This window comes from Inquilinus sp. CA228 (genome assembly GCF_052078665.1).
Taxonomy (GTDB): domain Bacteria; phylum Pseudomonadota; class Alphaproteobacteria; order DSM-16000; family Inquilinaceae; genus Inquilinus.
The window spans coordinates 1-18,385 of sequence record NZ_JBQJIK010000072.1 but is presented as its reverse complement, the minus strand read 5'-3'; the positions used below and the strand labels follow the sequence as shown (position 1 = coordinate 18,385).

At 71.0% G+C, this 18,385-nt stretch carries 16 protein-coding genes and 1 pseudogene; 4 read left to right on the top strand and 13 right to left on the bottom strand.

All coding sequences use genetic code 11. The features are described 5' to 3' along the window. Positions 1-29: 29 nt before the first annotated feature. Complete coding sequence (locus ACTOWL_RS28920; protein ID WP_441324746.1) at positions 30-1,112, bottom strand: substrate-binding domain-containing protein; 1,083 nt, start codon at positions 1,110-1,112, stop codon at positions 30-32. A 274-nt stretch (positions 1,113-1,386) separates the two neighbouring features. Beyond that, positions 1,387-2,378, bottom strand: a pseudogene (locus ACTOWL_RS28915) (aldo/keto reductase). A 171-nt stretch (positions 2,379-2,549) separates the two neighbouring features. Between ACTOWL_RS28915 and ACTOWL_RS28910 the strand changes: the two are divergent. Then, positions 2,550-3,473 (top strand): LysR family transcriptional regulator, encoded by a 924-nt coding sequence (locus ACTOWL_RS28910; RefSeq protein WP_441324745.1) that lies wholly within the window; start codon positions 2,550-2,552, stop codon positions 3,471-3,473. Here the strand turns inward: ACTOWL_RS28910 and ACTOWL_RS28905 are convergent. The 3 genes from ACTOWL_RS28905 to ACTOWL_RS28895 all read right to left on the bottom strand — a co-directional run bounded on the left by ACTOWL_RS28905 (position 3,448) and on the right by ACTOWL_RS28895 (position 9,788). Beyond that, the gene (locus tag ACTOWL_RS28905; RefSeq protein WP_441324744.1) at positions 3,448-5,097 is read right to left on the bottom strand and encodes an OPT/YSL family transporter; all 1,650 of its coding nucleotides are present in this window, start codon (positions 5,095-5,097) and stop codon (positions 3,448-3,450) included. The two genes, ACTOWL_RS28910 and ACTOWL_RS28905, sit on opposite strands and share 26 nt — an antisense overlap. Before the next feature lie 110 nt (positions 5,098-5,207). Continuing rightward, positions 5,208-8,993, bottom strand: coding sequence for a hydantoinase B/oxoprolinase family protein (locus ACTOWL_RS28900; protein WP_441324743.1), 3,786 nt, complete (start codon positions 8,991-8,993; stop codon positions 5,208-5,210). 18 nt (positions 8,994-9,011) lie between these two features. Further along, positions 9,012-9,788: an IclR family transcriptional regulator gene (locus ACTOWL_RS28895; RefSeq protein WP_441324742.1), complete on the bottom strand. Its 777-nt coding sequence runs from the start codon at positions 9,786-9,788 to the stop codon at positions 9,012-9,014. Positions 9,789-9,919: 131 nt separating this feature from the next. Here ACTOWL_RS28895 and ACTOWL_RS28890 point away from each other — a divergent pair, with 131 nt between their 5' ends. Beyond that, positions 9,920-11,191, top strand: a complete 1,272-nt coding sequence (locus ACTOWL_RS28890; RefSeq protein ID WP_441324741.1) for a hypothetical protein — start codon at positions 9,920-9,922, stop codon at positions 11,189-11,191. Here the strand turns inward: ACTOWL_RS28890 and ACTOWL_RS28885 are convergent. From ACTOWL_RS28885 to ACTOWL_RS28870, 4 genes are all read right to left on the bottom strand, one after another. Next, a complete protein-coding gene (locus ACTOWL_RS28885) occupies positions 11,181-11,762 on the bottom strand; it encodes a hypothetical protein (RefSeq protein ID WP_441324740.1) in 582 nt (193 codons plus the stop codon). The two genes, ACTOWL_RS28890 and ACTOWL_RS28885, sit on opposite strands and share 11 nt — an antisense overlap. Beyond that, the gene (locus ACTOWL_RS28880; RefSeq protein ID WP_441324739.1) at positions 11,759-12,331 is read right to left on the bottom strand and encodes a hypothetical protein; all 573 of its coding nucleotides are present in this window, start codon (positions 12,329-12,331) and stop codon (positions 11,759-11,761) included. Before ACTOWL_RS28880 ends, ACTOWL_RS28885 begins: the two co-directional genes overlap by 4 nt. 38 nt (positions 12,332-12,369) lie before the next feature. Next, complete coding sequence (locus tag ACTOWL_RS28875) at positions 12,370-12,978, bottom strand: hypothetical protein (RefSeq protein WP_441324738.1); 609 nt, start codon at positions 12,976-12,978, stop codon at positions 12,370-12,372. Positions 12,979-13,076: 98 nt separating this feature from the next. Then, complete coding sequence (locus tag ACTOWL_RS28870; protein WP_441324737.1) at positions 13,077-13,925, bottom strand: phytoene/squalene synthase family protein; 849 nt, start codon at positions 13,923-13,925, stop codon at positions 13,077-13,079. 104 nt (positions 13,926-14,029) lie between these two features. Between ACTOWL_RS28870 and ACTOWL_RS28865 the strand changes: the two genes are divergently transcribed. After that, the gene (locus ACTOWL_RS28865; protein WP_441324736.1) at positions 14,030-15,271 is read left to right on the top strand and encodes a flavin-dependent oxidoreductase; all 1,242 of its coding nucleotides are present in this window, start codon (positions 14,030-14,032) and stop codon (positions 15,269-15,271) included. On the opposite strand, the gene ACTOWL_RS28860 is transcribed toward ACTOWL_RS28865, so the two are convergent. From ACTOWL_RS28860 to yajC, 3 genes are all read right to left on the bottom strand, one after another. Beyond that, entirely contained in the window at positions 15,268-15,717 is a 450-nt protein-coding gene (locus ACTOWL_RS28860; protein ID WP_441324735.1) for a cupin domain-containing protein, read from the bottom strand. The two genes, ACTOWL_RS28865 and ACTOWL_RS28860, sit on opposite strands and share 4 nt — an antisense overlap. A gap of 71 nt (positions 15,718-15,788) precedes the next feature. Further along, positions 15,789-16,163 carry an Mth938-like domain-containing protein gene (locus tag ACTOWL_RS28855; RefSeq protein ID WP_441324734.1) on the bottom strand — a complete coding sequence of 125 codons (375 nt, stop codon included), beginning with the start codon at positions 16,161-16,163 and terminating at the stop codon, positions 15,789-15,791. A 21-nt stretch (positions 16,164-16,184) separates the two neighbouring features. Beyond that, positions 16,185-16,628 (bottom strand): preprotein translocase subunit YajC, encoded by a 444-nt coding sequence (gene yajC / locus ACTOWL_RS28850; RefSeq protein WP_441324733.1) that lies wholly within the window; start codon positions 16,626-16,628, stop codon positions 16,185-16,187. Between the two features lie 162 nt (positions 16,629-16,790). Between yajC and ACTOWL_RS28845 the strand changes: the two genes are divergently transcribed. Next, positions 16,791-17,663 carry an ATP-binding protein gene (locus tag ACTOWL_RS28845; RefSeq protein ID WP_441324732.1) on the top strand — a complete coding sequence of 291 codons (873 nt, stop codon included), beginning with the start codon at positions 16,791-16,793 and terminating at the stop codon, positions 17,661-17,663. A gap of 9 nt (positions 17,664-17,672) precedes the next feature. Here ACTOWL_RS28845 and ACTOWL_RS28840 read toward each other — a convergent pair. Next, the coding region (locus ACTOWL_RS28840) for a peptidoglycan DD-metalloendopeptidase family protein (RefSeq protein WP_441324731.1) at positions 17,673-18,385 on the bottom strand (713 nt) is incomplete at its 5' end.

Below are 18,385 nucleotides of genomic sequence, written 5' to 3'. Positions count from 1 at the left end.
GAGGCGAGGGCCGCGCTTCCGATCGCGCCTCAGTTTTCGAAGCGCTTGCCGACGTTGCCGACGTTGCTGTTGGTCACCAGCTGCGCCTTGGTGTCGAGATCGGCGGCGGCGACGCCCCGGTCGATCTGCAGGTACAGCTGCATCACCGGCCAGAAGCCCTGCAGGAACGGCTGCTGGCCGAGCGCGCCGTCGAGATTGCCGTTCTTGATCTGCTCCAGCTGCTTCGGCCCCAGGTCGAAGCCGTAGCTGCAGATCTTGTCGCCGATCTTGAGCTGGCCCACGGCATCGCCGATCGCCGGGGTGACGAAGGCGTTGTTGCCCATGATGCCGACGACGTCGCCGCGGCTCTCGATCAGGCTGACGACCGAACCGGTGGCGTTGTTCTGGTCGACGTCGATGCCGATGTTGGTCGGCCCCGCATCGACCTGGAAGTCCTTCAGGCGCCCGGCGGCCTCCAGCGTCTTCACCGTCGCCTCGAAGGCCGCGGTGACGCGGTTGTTGACCTCGACATTGCCGAGCGTGGTTGTGCTCGGGAACAGGATGCTGCCGCTCTTGGCGCCGGAGTCGATGACGCATTTCGCCATCGCCTCGCCGCCGATGCCGGCCGCCGACGAATCCTGGCCGGTGTGGCTGATGCCGCTGCGATTGTAGATCGTGGCGTCGAAGCTGTTGGTGGTGGCGACCGGGATGCCCTTGGATTCGAGCTTTTTCACCAGGTCGTCATAGGCGCCGGCCTGCGGCGTGGTCATGATGACGCCGTCGATGGTCGGGTCCTGCACGATCTGGTTGAGGATCTCGAGCTCGCGCGGGATGTCGTCCACCGGCGCCTCGGAGCCGAGCATCAGCAGGTTGGCGCCGATCATGTCGGCCGCGACCTTGGCGCCGACATAGGTCGGGTCGAAGAAGCCGTTGCCGGCGGTGTGGGTCACGATGGCAAAGGTCAGCTTGCCATCCTTGTTGTTGAAGTTCTTGGTGTCCGGGCCTTCCTTCGACGCCTGGTCGAAGGTGTAGCCGCCGACGGCCTTGTCCAGCATGCCGGTCTGGGCCGCCGCAGTTCCGCCGAAGGCGGTCAAAAGCGCAAGCGCGCTCGCTCCAGCCAGAAGCGTCCGCATCGTAATGGTCCTCCCCCAATGTTGTTTCCGGCTTATCCAGTCTCGGATGCCGGTAATATTTTCACCCTCAGCTATACTATTTGTTGGGCAAATTGACCAGCCCGGAGGCGACGCCGGACCTTGTCACAGCCATCGTGTAGGTTGGGTTCGCGGCAAGCGAACCCAACATCCAAGCGCCGCACTGGTCGATACGGCGTTGGGTTCGCTACTCGCGAACCCAACCTACGCGCCCTCGCGTCCGGCGGGAGCGGCCAGGCGAGACCATGGTGTGAGCCTACCCCCGCGGGGCGATCCGGACGTCGCCGAACATCACGGCGCGGGTCAGCGGCCGGGCCAGGAACTCGTCCGGGAAGCCGAGGTCGACGGCGCTCGCCGCCTCCAGCCGCACCCGCTGGTCGTCCGAGAGCACGACCTCGAGCGCGCCGAGATTGTCCTCGAGCTGCGCCACGGTCCGCGCGCCGATGATCGGCGCGGTCACGGCCGGGTTCAGCAGGGTCCAGGCCAGGGCCACCGCGCCGGAGACTTTCCGATCTCGGCCGCCACCGCCTTGACCTCCTCGGCGATCGCCAGGGTGCGCTCGGTCAGCGCGCCATTGGCGGCGGCGACGTTCTTGCGCGTGCCGGCGGCCGCCGCCGTGCCGCCGCCGATGTCGAGATCGGCCCGGCTGTACTTGCCCGTCAGCACGCCGCTGGCCAGCGGCGACCAGGGGATGACCCCGAGGCCGAGCTCCCGCGCCATCGGGATCAGGTCGCGCTCCACCGTCCGCTCGATCAGGCTGTATTCGATCTGCAGCGCGATCAGCGGCGACCAGCCGCGCAGGTCGGCGATGGTCTGCATCCGCGCCACCTGCCAGGCCGGCGCGTCGGAGATCGCGACATACAGCACCTTGCCCGCCCGGACGACGTCGTCCATGGCGCGCAGGATCTCCTCGACCGGGGTGGTGAAGTCCCAGGCGTGCAGGTACAGCAGGTCGATATAGTCGGTCTGCATCCGCTGCAGGCTGCTCTCGACCGACCGGACCAGGCTCTTGCGGTGGTTGCCGCCGGAGTTCGGGTCGCCGGGCCGCAGCGGCAGGGTGTATTTGGTGGCGAGCACCAGCCGGTCGCGCCGGTCGGCCGCGAACTTGCCGACCAGCCGCTCGGAGCTGCCGTCCGTGTACTGGTTGGCGGTGTCGATGAAGTTGCCGCCGCGGTCGACATAGGTGTCGAAGATCCGGCCGACCTCGCGCTCATCGGCGCCCCAGCCCCAGTCGGTGCCGAAGGTCATGGCGCCGAGCGTCAGCGGCGAGACCCGCAGGCCGGACCGGCCGAGCAGCCGGTAATGGGACAGCGTGTCGCTCATGGTCATCTCCTGCGGTGGTGACCGGGAAGATGGCGCGCTGACATTCATCCATGAAGACGGCATTATCCGCATGGGCCGTTAAGGGAACGATGCACAATGCGCGGCAGCGACTACGCCGAGCTGCGGGCCTTCGCCGCGATCGTCGAGCATGGCAGCTTCGCCCGCGCCGCCGCGCAGCTGGGCCTGTCGCGCTCGGCGCTGAGCCAGACCATCCGCGGGCTGGAGGAGCGGCTGGGCCTGCGGCTGCTGAACCGGCCCCCCCGCAGCCTGGCCCCGACCGAGGCCGGTGCGAGGCTCCTCACCGGCCTGCTGCCCGCCCTGGCCGATCTCGATGCCGCGGTCGCCAATGTCCGGGCGCTGCGTGACACGCCGGCGGGGCTGCTGCGGATCAACGCCTCGCGCATCGCCGCGATCCATCGCCTGGCGCCGCTGATCGGCCCGTTCCAGGCGGCCTATCCGGACATCGCCCTCGACATCGTCGCCGAGGACCGGCTGGTCGACATCGTCGCCGAGCGCTTCGATGCCGGCCTCCGGCTCGGCGAGATGGTCGAGCGCGACATGGTCGCGGTGAAGCTGGGCGGCGAGCTCGAGCTGATAGTGGTGGCCGCCCCCGCCTATCTCGAGCGCTTCGGCGCGCCGGAGACGCCACGCGACCTGCGGCACCATCGCTGCATCAACTTCCGCTGGCCGACCGACGGCAGCCTCTATCGCTGGGAGTTCGAACGCGGCACGGAGAAGCTGGAGGTGGCGGTGGAAGGCCCGCTCACCGTGACCGAGCCGGAGGTCGCGATCCGGGCGGTGCTGGACGGCGTCGGCATCGGCTACCTGTTCGACCTGCAGATCCGGCCGCTGGTCGAATCCGGCCGGATGGTGCGGCTGCTGGCGGATTGGACCCCGCCCTTCCCCGGCTTCACTCTCTTCTATCCCAGCCGCCGGCAGATGCCGCCGCCGCTGCGCGCCTTCCTCGATTTCGTGCAGCGGCGGCAGGCCATGCCTAGCGGCGGCCGAACAACGGGCTGATGACGGAGTTGAAGAAGCTGAACAGGGCGTCGCCGGCGATCACCCCGGCCGCAACCACCTCCATCTCGCTGCGCCCCTCCTCGCCGCGCCAGCGGGTCCACAGGAAGCGGATCAGGATGCCGGCCAGCACCGCCCAGCCCGCCAGCGGGGCCATCAGCAGGAGGCCGGTGGCGAACAGGATGCCCATCTGCCGCTTCGACCCGCCGAGCCACTGCACCAGCGCCCCGGGGATTGCCCAGAGGGCGAGCGACCGCGCCACGTCCGGCGCCACCCCGGCCCCGATCGTGGCCGCGTAGACCCGGTCGACCGGCGGCAGCAGGTCCTGGGCGAAATAGGACTCCCACGAGAAGTAGACCACGACGATCGCCACCAGGAAGGCGACCATGGCGGCGTACAGCTGCTGCCGCCGGCCGTCGCGCTCGAACTCCGGGTCGGCGCCGTGGCCGCGCAGGATGTACCCGGCCTTCAGGTCATAGCCCATGTCGGCGAAGGCCGGGCCGGTGGCGGCGGAGAAGGCGACCAGCGCCGCCAGCGCCGTCGGCGGGAAGCCGACCAGCATGCCGATGATCAGGGTGATCAGCGCCACGGCGAAGGCCGGGAACCAGCCGGAATGCATCGCCGCCAGGCCGACGATCAGCTCATGCACGAAGGCGGCGAAGGCGGCGTAGACCACGAAGGCGACCAGCATGCCCCAGGACAGCTCGGCCCACAGCCCGCCGGCCGCCGCGATCAGCATGGCCAGCGCGATGTAGCCGATGGTGCCGAGCCCGAGCGCCCGCCGCAGCGCCGCGTCCGACTGGGTGCGTGAGGCGCCGTCGGTGTCGCGGCGCAGCAGGGTCGACCCGACCTGCAGCAGCGCCACCAGCCCGGCGCCGATCATCACGCCATGCGGGATATAGGCCTTCATCAGGTCGCCGCCCGGGATGATCCCGGTGAAGGCTTCGCCGCCGAACAGCTGCGGGGAATAGCCGCGTAACAGCAGGCCGACGCCGAACATGGCCAGCGCCCAGATGTTGCCGATGAAGGCGATGCCGAAGGCCGACATCGGGATCGCGTAGTGGGCGCCGACCGCGCCGATGGCCACGCCGACGCCGAGCAGTGCCGCCTTGCGGCCGCCCTCGTCGCCCGCCTTGATCGCTTCCGCCGCGGCCACGCCGGGCGGCCAGGCGCCGGTGGCCGGGAACACCTTGGTGTCGAACATCCGGTACAGCATATAGGCGTCGAGCAGCATCGCCAGGGCGACACCGGCGAACATCGGCAGCACCAGGTCCGGCCGGCCCAGCGCATAGGGGATGCCGATCGGCAGCAGCAGGCTGTTGGCGGCGCCGAAGGTGGCGCCGGAGATGGCACTCTGCGCCAGGTTCTGGACATGGATCGAGCGGTAGCGGGCGAACAGGCCCAGCGGGATGCGCGCCAGCACCATCGCCGCCAGGGCACCGATCAGCGAGGTGTTCGCCGAGACGCCGAGGCTGACCAGGATCTGCATGCCGATGATGGCGCCGAAGACGCAGAGCAGGATGACCAGGGCGAGGGTCGCCGGCTCGAACACGCTGGGGTGCCGGCGGCGGGTGGCGCCACTGGCCGGGGGTGCCGCGGCGGGATCCGCGGTCAGGTCGTGCTGCATGAAACCTCCTGGTGGGACCGCTTGGCCGCGGCCTTGATCTCGTGATGCGGGTCTTGGGCGTGCCCTGTTCGAGAAAGGGCCGCGCACCCTGGGATGCGCGGCCCCGAAGCTCATGCGGCCTTGGCGTCAGCGTCGGCCGGCGCCGAGACCCGGCCGTCGCCGACGTCACGGTCGAGCACGGCCCTCGGCCGTTCCGCCGGGTCGCCGTAGCCGGCGCCGCCGGCCAGGACGATCTCGACGATCTCGCCTGGGCTGGCCAGCTGCACCAGCTCGCCGGTGCCGCAATCGTGCAGGACCTGGCCCTGGGCGTCGCGCACCACGCCGTGCGCGGCGCCGCCCGCCGTGCCGCCGAACAGGCCGGGGTTGCTCGACTTCACCCCCTCCGGATAGACCGCCACGAAGGTGGCCAGCCCGTCATCGGCCAGCTTGCGCAGCGAGACGCGCTGACCCAGCCCGCCGCGATGGCGCCCCGGCCCGCCGGAGTCCTCGACATAGGTCTTTTCCAGCACCAGCACCGGGACGCGGGTCTCGAACAGCTCGACCGAGGTGTTGGCGGCCGAGGTCGGCCACAGCAGGCCCGACTTGCCGTCGCCATGCGACGAGGCGCCCTGCCCGCCGCCCATGAACAGCATGTCGGAATAGGTCGCCCCCTCCCTGTCGCGGCCGTAGATGGTCGCGGCCACCGGCAGGCCGGTGAAGGCCTGCACCTTGTCCGGCGCCGCCTCGGCCAGCGCCCGGAAGATGTTCGGCGCGATGTACCAGCCGGTGCGGGTGCGCAGGTTCACCGCCATCGGCCGGCTGGCATTGAGGATCGACCCTTCCGGCGCCTTGACCTGGAACGGCCGGTAGCAGCCGGCATTGCCGCGGACATTCGGCGTCAGCATGCATTTCAGCGGATAGGTCGCATGCGCCTCGGTGTAGTTCAGGGTGCAGTTCAGCCCGCCCTGCGGCAGCTGCGCCGGCGCGCCCGCGAAGTCGAGGGTGATGCTATCGCCCGCGATGGTCAGCGCCAGGGGATAGCGCAGCCTTTCGCCCAGCGGGTTGTTCTCGATCTCCGACCGGTAGACGCCGTCGGGCAGCGCCGCGATCGCCTCGCGCATCGCCTTTTCCGACCGGCCCTGCACCACCGCGGCCAGCGCCCGCAGGTCCTGCATGCCGTATTCCCGCATGAAGGCGACGAGGCGATCGGCGCCGATCGCGTTCGCGGCGACGAAGGAGTGGACGTCGCCTGTCACCTGGCTCGGGTTGCGCACATTCTCGGCCAGCAGCCGGAACAGCGTCTGGTTCGGCTTCCCGGCTTCGACCAGCTTCATCGGCGGGATCTGGAACCCCTCCTCGAAGATCTCGCGGGCCCGCAGGCTGTCCTTGGTGCCGCCGATGTCGGAGACATGGCCGACCGTGCCCATCAGCCCGACCAGCCGCCCGTCATGGAACACCGGCGTGACCACGGCGATGTCGAACAGGTGGCCGGCGCACAGCCACGGGTCGTTGGTGATCAGCACGTCGCCGGGCTGCAGCGTCTCGGCCGGGTATTCTGCCAGCAGCGCCTTCACCGCCCGCGGCAGGGTCAGGTTGAACACCGGCATCGCCCGCGGCGAGTGGGCCAGCGTCTCGCCTTCGGGATCCAGCAGCTCGCAGGCAAAGTCCTGGGCCTCGGAGATCACCAGCGAGAAGGCGGTGCGGCAGACCGTCAGCCACATCTCCTCGACCACGGTGATCAGGCGGCTCCACATGATCTCCAGCGCGATCGGGTCGGCCTCGATCCGGGCGATCGCCTCGGGCAGCGTCATCTCGGCCGTCACCAGCGCCTGGACCGGCGCGGCGACGCCGATGGCGATGCGCAGGTTGAGCGTGTCGTCGACCCGCACGATGTCGCCCGGCGGCACGATGGTGGTGGATTCCCGCTCCTCGATGATCGCCGGCCCCTCGATCCGGTCGCCCGGCACCAGGGCGTAGCGGTCATAGACCACGGCCTCGACGACGCCCTCGGCGAAGCGCGCCTGGCGCACGCCCTTGCGCTTGCCAGCGGCATCGCCGCCGCCGGTGGCGCCGGCCAGCGACAGCGTCGGGGTCGGGCCCAGGCAGCGCACGCGGAAGTTGATCGCCTCGATCTGCGCCCCGCCGTAGAGCGAGGTGTAGCGGGCGGTGTAGACCTCGGCGAAGGCGATGCGGATCGCCTCCAGGCTGCCGGCGCCGATCGGGCCGGAGGGCAGCGGCACGGCGATCTCGTGCATCTGGCCGGTCAGCCGCATGTCGGCGCTGCGCTCGACCGTGACCGACGCCGCCTCGACGCCCGCCTCGTCCAAGCGCCGCCGGCCCTCGGCCTCCAGCTCCGCCAGCACCCCGTTGACCGCGCCGGCGTCGAATTCGCCGGAGAAGCGCACCGGATGCGACCGCACCAGCTCGAAGGACAGCGGCGCCGCCAGGAAGCCCAGCGCCGAGGCGGCACCGGACGCCGGCGGGATGATCACCTCGGCCACACCCAGCACGCGAGCTACGCCCGCGGCATGGGCCGGCCCGGCGCCGCCGAAGCCGACCATGGCGTAGCGGCGCGGGTCCTTGCCCTTCTCCACCAGATGGACTCGGGCAGCGGCGGCCATGCTCTCGGTCACCACCTTGTGGATGCCCCAGGCCGCGTCATCGACCGACAGGCCGAGCGGTTCCGCGACGCGCGCCACCGCAGCCCCGGCCGCCGCCTTGTCCAGCGCCATGCGGCCGCCGAGGAAGAAGCCGGGGTCGTAATAGCCCAGCACCAGGTTGGCGTCGGTCACCGTCGGTTCGACGCCGCCCTTGCCGTAGCAGGCCGGGCCGGGGTCGGAGCCGGCGGAATGCGGCCCGACGCGCAGCAGCCCGACCTCGTCGATCGAGGCGATCGACCCGCCGCCGGCGCCGATCTCGATCATGTCGATCACCGGCGCCTTGATCGGCAGGCCCGAGCCCTTCTTGAAGCGGTGCACCCGCCCCGCCTCCATCATCGGCGCGATCTCGGCGCGGCCGTCCTCGATCATGCAGGCCTTGGCGGTGGTGCCGCCCATGTCGAAGGAAATGACGTCGGCCTTGCCCGCCAGGGCGCCGAACAGCGCCGTGGCCAGGCCGCCGCCGGCCGGGCCGGATTCGAGCAAGCGGATCGGGAAGGCGCGCGCCGTCTCCGGCGCCACCAGCCCGCCGGCCGAATGCATCAGCCGCAGCGTGCCGGTGAAGCCGCGCGCCGCCAGCTCCCGCTCCAGCCGTTGCAGGTAGCGGTCCATCAGCGGCCGGACATAGGCGTTGGCGCAGGTGGTGACGCAGCGCTGGTACTCCCACAGCTCGGCCACGACCTCGGAGGACAGCGACACGGCCAGCTGCGGGAACTCGGCGCGCGCGATCTGGCCGACGATCCGCTCATGCTCCGGGTTGCGGTAGGCGTGCAGGAAGCAGACCGCGACCGCCTCGACGCCCTCCGCCACCAGCCGCCGCAGGGCGGTCCGCACGGCCTCCGGATCCAGCGGCTCGACCACATTGCCGTCGCGGTCCACCCGCTCCGGCACCTCCAGCCGCAGCCGGCGGGCCACCAGCGGCTCCGGGAACTGCAGGAACAGGTCGTAGATGTCGTAGCGCTGCTCGGTGCCCATCTCCAGCACGTCGCGGAAGCCGCGGGTGGTGATCAGGCCCAGCTTCGCGCCCTTGCGCTCGATCACCGCATTGGAGACCAGGGTCGTGCCGTGCACCATCTCGCCGACATCCGCCAGCCGGATGCCGGCCATCGCCACCAGCTCCTCGATCCCGACCAGCGCCGCCTCGGACGGATCGTGCGGCGTGGTCAGCCGCTTGTGCAGCTTCACATTCCGCCCCTCGCCGTCATAGAGGATGAAGTCGGTGAAGGTGCCGCCGATGTCGAAGCCGATGCGCCAACGCATGATCGATCCGTTCCTTGGTTACGCTGCGGAGGCCGAGATCCCGGCCTGCCAGTTCGGGTCGCCGGCCAGGGCCGCGACCTCCCGTGCCCCGGCCAGCAGCCGGGCGATGATGTCCTCCCGCTCCTCCGCCGAGACGGTGGAGAGCGGATAGGCGATACAGAGGCTGACCGCCTCGCCGGTCTCGGGCGACCCGACGGCGGCGGCCAGGGCGCCGACGCCGCGATTGGCCTCGTCATGGGATTCCGCGAAGCCCCGGCGGCGGACCTTGTCCAGCCGCTGCAGCAGCTCGTCGAGGGTCTGCGGCGCGGTCGGCGACACCGGCGGCCAGGGCTCCCGGAACAGCTCCCGCACCTGATCGTCCGACAGCCGCGCCAGCAGCGACCGGCCGGTGGCGCTGGAATGGGCCGCCAGCGGCCGGCCGACCGGCGTGGCGACGCGCAGCGCATTGGTGCCGGGATGGTAGGTCAGGCCCATGACCTCGCCGCCGTCGCGGATCGAGACATAGCCGGTGTGGCCGACCGCCGCGACGATCCGGGCCACCACCGCATCCGCCCGGCCGACCAGCGACGAGGTGGCGCTGAACAGATGCCCGACGCCGAGGATCAGCGCACCCGGCCGGTAGCGCTTGCTGTCGCCGATCGTCTCCAGCAGCCCGGCATCGCGCATCGCCCGCAGCAGGCGGGAGATGTTGCTCTTCGGCAGCGACAGCAGAGCCGACGCCTCGGTCACCGTGAGCTCGGTGCGGCTGGCGGAGAAGCAGCGCAGGACAGCGGCGGCGCTTTCGAGCGTGGTCATGAAGCCATCCCAAAGTTCCATTTTATGGAACTTGATTTTCGAATATTGAAACTCTAGCAACCGATGGAGAGGCCGATCAAGCCTGTTTGGCCGTGGACGACACGACCCCTCCACGTTTAGGGTTCTGCTTCATGCTGAGTTGGTTCGACCTCCCGCTGACCGCCCTGCGCCTGCTCCGGGCGCATTGGCCGGAGTTGCTGTGCTGGTTCTTCCTGCAACTCCTGGCCTATCAGCTGCTGCTCGACCTGTCGGTGTGGCTGGGCCATATCAACCCGCCGCTCGGCTTCTTCGGGCTGTCGCTGCTGGTGGTGGCGCAGCTGCTGTGCACCATCGCGATGTTCCAGTCGCTGCGCCCGGGCATGCCCGCTTTGGCCCGCACCACCGCCGAGAGCGAGGATGGCGGTCTGCTGCCGCGGCGCTGGACGCCGGGCCGGCACCTGACCGAGGTCATCGCCATCGCGCTGCTGCCGTTCTTCGCCTATTACGCGGCCTGGGGGATGCTGAGGAATATCCTGCGGGCCTACAGCCTCGACTTCCTCCGCGGCAGCGTCGGCCAGAGCCCCACGGACCTGCTGAGCGCGGCGGGGATCGTGACCTCCATCCTGCTGACCTGGGCGCTGCGGCGCTTCAGCCTGTGGCGGCACGACAAGACCCGCTCGGCGCTGTGGTCGGTGATGGCGACGGTGTGCGAGGCCTATTGGGTCTTCCTCGGCCTGTTCGCGATCTCACGATGGACCGGCCAGGGCTGGGACTGGTGGAACGACCGCGTCGTGGTCGTCGCCTGGTGGGACTGGTGGGAGGGGCCGCGCTCCTGGTTCGGGCTGCTGCCGCTGCTGAAGGACTGGCTGGGGCCGCCGCTGGGCCTGCTGCGCGACGCCCTGCTGGTCGCATCCCTGCCGCTGCTGTGGCTGGCGATCGCGGCGATGATCTACGGCCACGACCTGCGTGACCCGTCCCTGCTGGCGCATCAGCGGCTGGAGCCCTGGCAGCGCCGCTATGCCGGGCTGCCGACCCTGGCCCGCGCCGCCGCCGACCGGTGGAGCGCCGGCTGGCGGAAGAAGACGGTGCCGATCCTCAACAGCCTGCGCCTGATCCTGCGCGCCGGGCTGCGCCCTGCCCTGATGCTGTGCCTGTGCTATGTCGGCCTGACCTTCGCCTGCAGCCACGTGTTCCGCTTCGTGGTCTGGCTGATCGGGCCGCAGGAGCTGCAGACCTGGCACCTGCTGACCCCGGCGCTGGACGTCCTGGTCGGCGGCCCGATCCCGCTGGCGCCGACCCTGATCAAGGAGCCGCTGCGGATCTGCCTGCTGGCCGCCGCGGTCGAGCTGACGCTGCGCGGGCTGCGGCAGGCGCCGCCCGCCGAGGCTCAGCCGATCGACGAGGCCGCCCCGGTCAGCGCCTGAACCGGAGATAGTCCGGATACTGCTCCCGCAGCAGCAGCTCGGGCTCGACCCGGCCGGCCGCATCCGCCGGGACCACGAAGTTCAGCTCGAAGGTCCAGGGTTCGCCGGGCGTGGCCTTGCGCTCGGTCATGTCCATCCAGTTCTGGGGATCGCCCAGGCTCCAGCCGCAATTGTCCGGCAGCTTGCTGGCCGGCTGGAAGGCACTGAGCCGATTGGCGGTCCAGATCAGCCCCGACGGATCGCGCAGCCGGCCCTCGCAGAGCCGCAGCGCCTCCAGATCGGTCGTCGGACCGGGAACCACCTTGAACCGGGCGAGCAGCGAGACGGCGCCCTCCGGCAGCTCGATCCGTCGGCCGAGATGGTCGGACGGCGCCCGCTCCACCACGGTTTCCAGCAGCCGCCACCGCGCCCCGTCATACTCGCCCTCCGCCCCCGGCGGCACGATGGTGGCGAAGACCGGACGCAGCCCGGCATAGTGGCTCCAGGCCTGCCAAGTCGGCCAGCCCAGGGCGAGGACGGCCAGCACCGGCAGGGCGAGCAGGCACAGCAGGCGGCGGCGCGACGCTGTCATCGGGATGCGTACCGCGAGACCAGCAGCAGCGACTCCGGCATGTCGCGCAGCAGCCCGTCCACCCGATCCCGCGTGAGCCCGAGATCGATCACGGCCACGCTGTCGGGTGCGATGCGGTACCGGTCGGGCGATGCCTCCAGCACGGTGCCGGCCAGCTTGTCGCGCGGGATCTCGAAGGCGACAACGCCGCGCTGCGGCAGCCCCGGCACAATCTCGACTCCGCCCAGCCGATAGTCCATGTCGACACGCCGATCATCGGCTTCGTAATAATAGCCGTCCGGCGTGTGCAGTTCGGCGCGCTGGAACCGCAGCGGCTGCTGCAGTGCCTCCACCCGCAGATGCGCCACCAGCCAGACGCCGTAGGTGTCGCGGCGCCGCGGCGGATCGCCATCGCCCGCATCCAGGCGCAGCGCGCGGGCCAGCTCAACCTTCTCGACGGTGACGGCGAAATCCCGGCCGCGGACGGTCTCGCCCAGAGTGCCGTGGACAGTGAACGGGGCACGGTTGTCGTCATAGCTGGCGGTGTGGCGGGCCATCCAGAGCATCGCGGCCAGCGCCAGCGCGACCATCACCGCCTCCATCCCCCACCGATGCCAGCCCGCCCGCATCACGGCTTGCTCTCCTTGGCCGGAGCGGATCCGCGCTGATCCTCGACCGCCAGGTCCAGCACGCCGATCGGCCTCGCCCGCGCCCAGGCGGCGTTGCCGATCAGGGCCGTGCGCTCGACGAACGTGCGATTCAACACATGGAACTCAGCGTGGTCCATCGACGCCGACGGCAGAGGCCAGACCGCGACCACCCGGGCCGGCAGCTCGGGATGGATGGCGATGCCGCGGCTGGGATCGCTCGGCAGGACCAGCGTCCTGGGATCCTTGGTCTCGCGCCAGGGCTTGCCGGGCTCGGCCAGGCGTAGGGCCTCGACGAACAGCGACTCGCTCCGTTGGGTGCGATTTTCGAGCCACATCTCGACCATCAGGAAGGTGCCGCCCGAATCGCCGTCGGCGATCCAGGCTTTCAGAGGGCGCATCCGCCATTCGTTGGTGGTGATGACGGACTCGGCCCCGAAGCGCGGCAGCGGCCGCGGCGGCGCCGCCTCGAAGCCGCCGAGACGCCAGGTCGCGACGGCGCCGACGACCAGCAGCAGCCCGATCCCGCTCCACAGGCGGGGATGTTCGCTGATCCAGTTCGGCAGGTGTTGGGCGAGCCGTCGATACACGCGTCGGAACGGTCCGGGCAGTGGGAGGGCGGGCGCAGTCTAAGCGAACGACCATGCCTCTGCCCAGCCGGTACCGGCCTGGTTTACGGAAAGGCGTCCTAGTACCGCCCCAGCATGGCCCCCAGCACCAGATCCGCCTGGCGCAGCGGCGGCGGCTCCTGGACCAGGGCGGAGAAGACGTCATGCCCCGCCCGGCTCAGCCGGCGCAGATAGCCGTCGGCCAGGCGCGCGGACAGCAGGGCCGGCACTGCCGCCCGCGGCACCTCGCGGCGCAAGGCCCGCGCTTCGGCAAGGCGCTCGGCGGCCGTTGCTGCGACGCGCGCCACCGCTCGGTTCAGCCCGTCATGCGGCTTCATCTCGAACAGCAGGCCGCGGTCGGCGCCCTCGGCGGCGATGATCTCCTGGGGCAGGTACAGGCGCTTCTGTCGGGCATGGAACGGCAGGGCGCGCATCAGCCCGACCAGCGCCCAGGCGGTGCCGATCGCCGTCGCCGCCCGATGCGCCGCGTCGTCGCGCACGCCCAGCACCTCGAGATGCAGGCGCAGCAGCAGCCCGGCGGTGTCCGCCGCGTAGCGTTCCAGATCGGCGAGCGTCGCCGGCGGCTCGTCCTCCAGGTCGCGCTCGCGGGCGTCGACGACGGTGTCGAAATGGGCCCGGCTGAGGTCGTGGGCCCAGACCGCCGGGGCCAGCGCGTCCAGCACCTCGTGCCGCCGCGGCCGGCCGTCATAGATCTCGCCGATCGCGTCGCGCCACCATTGCAGCCGGATCTGGCCGAGCAGCGGCTGGCTGACCACCTCGCGCGTCTTCGCCACCTCGATGTTGAAGGCGTAGAGTGCAAACAGCGCCGCCCGCCGCGCCGCCGGGGCGAACAGGCAGGTCAAATAGCGGTCGTGGTCGAGGCGGCGAACCTGTTCGCCGTTCTGGCCCAGGGGATCGGTGGTCGGCATGGCGGCCCCTATATGCCCGCTCGCGGCCCTGATCGCCACCGGAGCTTGCCAGCGCCGGCTCAAGGCTCAAGACTTGACCTCTGACGCATCAAGGGAGGCGACCGATGAAGGCGATCATCGTCGGTGGCGGCATCGGCGGGCTGACTGCGGCGCTGATGCTGCAGGCGCGCGGGGTCGGCTGCGCCGTGTTCGAGCAGGCGACCGAGCCGCGGGAGGTCGGCGTCGGCATCAACACCCTGCCGCATGCGATCCAGGAGCTCGCCGGGCTCGGCCTGCTCGACCGGCTCGACGCCGTCGCCATCCGCACCCGCGAGCTGCTGTACACCAACCGCTTCGGCCAGATCGTGTGGCGCGAGCCGCGCGGCCTGGACGCCGGCTTTCCGGTGCCGCAGTTCTCGATCCACCGCGGCCGGCTGCATGGCGTGCTGCACAAGGCGGCGCGGGAGCGGCTGGGCGGCGAGATCCACCATGGCCGCCGCCTGGCCGGCTTCGAGCAGAGCGAGACCGAGGTGACCGCCCATTTCGTCGACCGCCACGGCGCGCCGGCCGGCACCGCGCGGGGCGACGTTCTGATCGCCGCCGACGGCATCCATTCGATCGTGCGGGACACGCTGTATCCCGACCAGGGGCCGCCCTCCTGGAACGGCGTCATGATCTGGCGCGGCGCGATCGACTGGCCGGCGTATATGGACGGGCGGACGATGATCGTCGCCGGCGGCATGCAGGCGAAGGTGGTGCTGTACCCGATCGGACCGGGCACTGCGCCGGACCGGCGGCTGACCAACTGGGCGGTCTGTGCGCGCATCGGCGACGGCAGCACGCCCCCGCCGCGGCGCGAGGACTGGTCGCGGCCCGGCCGGCTGGACGAGGTGCTGCCGCACGCCCGCCGCTTCGCCCTGCCGGAGGCCGACATCACCGAGATCGTCACGGCGACGCCGGAATTCTGGGAGTACCCGATGTGCGACCGCGACCCGCTGCCGCGCTGGCGCCACGGCCGGGTGACGCTGCTGGGCGACGCGGCGCATCCGATGTACCCGGTCGGGTCGAACGGCGCGTCCCAGGCGATCCTCGACGCCCGCGCCCTGGCCGATGCGCTGGCGGACACGTCGGATGCCGTCGCCGCGCTGGAGCGATACGAGGCCGACCGGCGGCCTAAGACCGCGGAGATCGTCCGGCTGAACCGCAGTGGCGGGCCGGAGGGCGTGATCGACGTGATCGAGCAGCTGGCGCCGGACGGCTTCGAGGACATCGACGCCGTCCTGCCGCATGCCGAGCGCCAGGCGATCGTCCGCGGCTATGCCTCGGTCGCCGGCTTCACCCCGGCCCAGCTGCGCCGCCCGGGCTAGGCGGGCGGCGGCAGGAAGTCGACGTCATGCTTGGCCGCCAGCGCCACCACCGCCTCCGGCGTCTGCTGCGGCAGGTCGTGGATGGCCTGGAAAAGCTCGACCAGCCGGCCGGTCGGCGCCACCCAGAACAGCGACTTCGCGATCGCGCCGCTGTTGTTGAAGATGCCGTGCGGGAAGCCCTTGGGCAGGCGCACCAGGTCGCCCACCGTGGCCGATGCGTTGGCGCCGTCGAGCATGAAGTCGAGCCGGCCTTCGAGGATGTAGAGGAACTCGTCCTGCAGCGGGTGGATGTGCGGCGGCACGAAGGTGCCGATGCCGAAGGTGGCGTGCCAGGCGAAGCTGTCCGCCGAGATCTGCTTCGGCACATAGGTCTGGCCCAGGATCGACCAGGAGATGCCGTCGATGCCCTCCGCGGCCCCGGTGATGCCGGCCGTCATCGCCTTCATGTCGCACCTCCCTGCTGCTGTCTGCGGCACGGCACAAGAGTAAGGCGTCCGCAGCGAAAAGACAGGTGCCGTCAGACCGGGATCAGCGCCGCGGCGGCGCGCCGGCCTTCCGAGATCAGCACGTTGTAGGTGCGGCAGGCGGCGCCGGTGTCCATCGCGTCCATGCCGATGCCGGCCTCGCGGATCTGCCGCCGCAGCGCCGAGGGCAGGAGCGTCATGCGCGGGCCGCAGCCGATCAGCAGCACCTCGACCGGCGGGTCGATCCGCCGCACCGGGTCGAGGTGAGCCAGGGTCAGCTCCTCGATCCGCTCCAGCGACCAGGGCACCTCGCCCTCCGGCCAGATCAGCATCGGCCCCTGGTACAGCGTGCCCGCGACGCGAAAACCGCCCGGCGGATAGCCGTCGATGATCCGCCGCCCGGGCGGGATGACGGAGGAGATCTCCATGACGATCCCGCCCCGTTCAGCTCACTTCCGCGACAGGAAGCGGGCCAGCCCCTTCGGCTTCTCCGCCTCGGCCGGCGCATTGGCCGCGGCCGGCGTCGTGGCGTCCTCGTCCTTGTCGCCGTTGCTCGACCCGCCGTTCTTGGCCGGCTCGGTGCGGGCCAGGACGGTGGTCACGGTGCTGCGGATCACCTTGACCCGGACGTTCTCGGCGATCTCGATCGTCAGCTCGTCATCAGCCACCTTCTGCACGGTGCCGACGATGCCGCCGCCGGTGATGACGCGATCGCCGCGGCGCAGATTGCCCAGCATGCTGCGGTGATCCTTCGCCCGCTTCTGCTGCGGCCGGATCAGCAGGAAGTAGAATACCACGAAGATCAGGATCAGCGGCGCGAACTGCATCAGCAGGCCGGCACCCCCGGCCGAGCCGGCATCGGCCGTCTGGGCATAGGCCTCGGAAATCAACATTCCACGCTCCACCTTTACAGTCGGGCGCGACTATAGCGGCCGGGGCCGCGGTTGCAATGGAATCCGGTCCACCAGAGGCCGTGGCAACGGTGTGCCCTGCGGGATTGATCTCGCCCGGACCGATCGCTAGCGTCGGCCCCTCTGAGCGAAGGAGACTGTCCGGTGGCCGACCTGGATCCGACACGACTGCAGCTGCTGACCCGCATCGCCGATGCGCTGGAGCGGCTGGCGCCGCCGCAACCGGCGCCGACCGACCTGGCCAGCGCCGACGCCTTCACCTGGGACGCCGAGCACGGCCGGCTGCTGCCGGTCGCCGCGGTCAGCCGGGTCGATCTCGTGCTGTTGCAGGGCATCCAGCTGCAGCGCGACCTGCTGCTGGAGAACACCCGCCGCTTCGCCCGGGGCCTGCCGGCCAACAACGCCCTGCTGTGGGGCTCGCGCGGCATGGGCAAGAGCTCGCTGGTCAAGTCGGTGCATGCGGCGGTGAACGGCGAGGCCGGCGGCATCCTGGCGCTGGTCGAGATCCATCGCGAGGACATCGGCTCCCTGCCCCGGCTGCTGCACCTGCTGCGCGCCTCGACCCGCCGCTTCATCCTGTTCTGCGACGACCTGTCCTTCGACGGCCAGGACGCCAGCTACAAGTCGCTGAAGGCGATCCTGGAGGGCGGCATCGAGGGCCGGCCGGAGAACGTGGTGTTCTATGCCACCTCGAACCGCCGCCACATCCTGGCGCGCGAGATGATCGAGAACGAGCGGTCGACCGCGATCATCGCCGGCGAGGCGGTGGAGGAGAAGGTGTCGCTGTCCGACCGCTTCGGCCTGTGGCTCGGCTTCCACGGCTGCAACCAGGACACCTATCTGGAGATGGTGGAGGGCTATGCCGCCGCCTTCGGCCTGGAGATCGCGCCCGAGACGCTGCGGGCCGAGGCGCTGGAATGGACCATCACCCGCGGCTCCCGCTCCGGCCGCGTCGCCTGGCAGTACATCCAGGACCTGGCCGGCCGCCTCGGCAAGCGGCTGGAGGCGGCGACGTAGCGCCGCCTCCTACTGCAGGTACTGCTTCGGGTCGACCGGCGCGCTGTTCTTGCGCACCTCGAAATGCAGCTGCGGCGCGTCGACCGCGCCGGTCTGGCCGACCGTGCCGATGGTCTGGCCGGCGGTGACCGTGTCGCCCTTCTTCACCGACAGCGACGCGGCATGGGCATAGGCGGTGACCAGCCCGTCGCCATGCTGGATCAGCACCAGATTGCCGTAGCCGCGCAGCTCGTTGCCGGCATAGGCGACGGTGCCGGGGCCGGCCGCCTTGATCGGCGTGCCGGCCGGGGCGGAGATGTTGATGCCCTGGTTCGGCTTGCCGGCGATCGGGGCGTTGTATCCGGCGATCACCGAGCCGGCCACCGGCCAGGCGAAGTGGCCGGAGCCCCGCGAGGGCTGGGTCGAGGCGGCGGCCGGCGGCACGGTGGCGCTGGCGACCGGCGGCACCGTCGTGGGCGGAGGCCTCGGCACGATCGAGGTCGGGGCGCCGGTCGTCGGCGACACCGCGGTCGGGCCGGTCACGGCGCCGGCGGGCGGGACGGTGCCCGGCACCACCGGCGCGGCGGCGCCGCCCGGCGGCGGCAGGGGCTGCACCGCCAGCCCGCTTGCGGCCGACGGCACGGTGTTGAGCGGCGTGCCGCCCATCGGCGCGGCCGCGCCCGGCGTCGTTGCGACGGCCCCGGGCAGCGTGATGGTCGGCGCCGGCCCCGGCGCGGAGCCCG

Bases quoted from the DNA above. Each gene is read 5' to 3' on its own strand.
- ACTOWL_RS28920 (WP_441324746.1), bottom strand. From the start codon at position 1,112: ATGCGGACGCTTCTGGCTGGAGCGAGCGCGCTTGCGCTTTTGACCGCC.
- ACTOWL_RS28910 (WP_441324745.1), top strand. From the start codon at position 2,550: ATGCGCGGCAGCGACTACGCCGAGCTGCGGGCCTTCGCCGCGATCGTC.
- ACTOWL_RS28905 (WP_441324744.1), bottom strand. From the start codon at position 5,097: ATGCAGCACGACCTGACCGCGGATCCCGCCGCGGCACCCCCGGCCAGT.
- ACTOWL_RS28900 (WP_441324743.1), bottom strand. From the start codon at position 8,993: ATGCGTTGGCGCATCGGCTTCGACATCGGCGGCACCTTCACCGACTTC.
- ACTOWL_RS28895 (WP_441324742.1), bottom strand. From the start codon at position 9,788: ATGACCACGCTCGAAAGCGCCGCCGCTGTCCTGCGCTGCTTCTCCGCC.
- ACTOWL_RS28890 (WP_441324741.1), top strand. From the start codon at position 9,920: ATGCTGAGTTGGTTCGACCTCCCGCTGACCGCCCTGCGCCTGCTCCGG.
- ACTOWL_RS28885 (WP_441324740.1), bottom strand. From the start codon at position 11,762: ATGACAGCGTCGCGCCGCCGCCTGCTGTGCCTGCTCGCCCTGCCGGTG.
- ACTOWL_RS28880 (WP_441324739.1), bottom strand. From the start codon at position 12,331: ATGGTCGCGCTGGCGCTGGCCGCGATGCTCTGGATGGCCCGCCACACC.
- ACTOWL_RS28870 (WP_441324737.1), bottom strand. From the start codon at position 13,925: ATGCCGACCACCGATCCCCTGGGCCAGAACGGCGAACAGGTTCGCCGC.
- ACTOWL_RS28865 (WP_441324736.1), top strand. From the start codon at position 14,030: ATGAAGGCGATCATCGTCGGTGGCGGCATCGGCGGGCTGACTGCGGCG.
- ACTOWL_RS28860 (WP_441324735.1), bottom strand. From the start codon at position 15,717: ATGAAGGCGATGACGGCCGGCATCACCGGGGCCGCGGAGGGCATCGAC.
- ACTOWL_RS28855 (WP_441324734.1), bottom strand. From the start codon at position 16,163: ATGGAGATCTCCTCCGTCATCCCGCCCGGGCGGCGGATCATCGACGGC.
- yajC (WP_441324733.1), bottom strand. From the start codon at position 16,628: ATGTTGATTTCCGAGGCCTATGCCCAGACGGCCGATGCCGGCTCGGCC.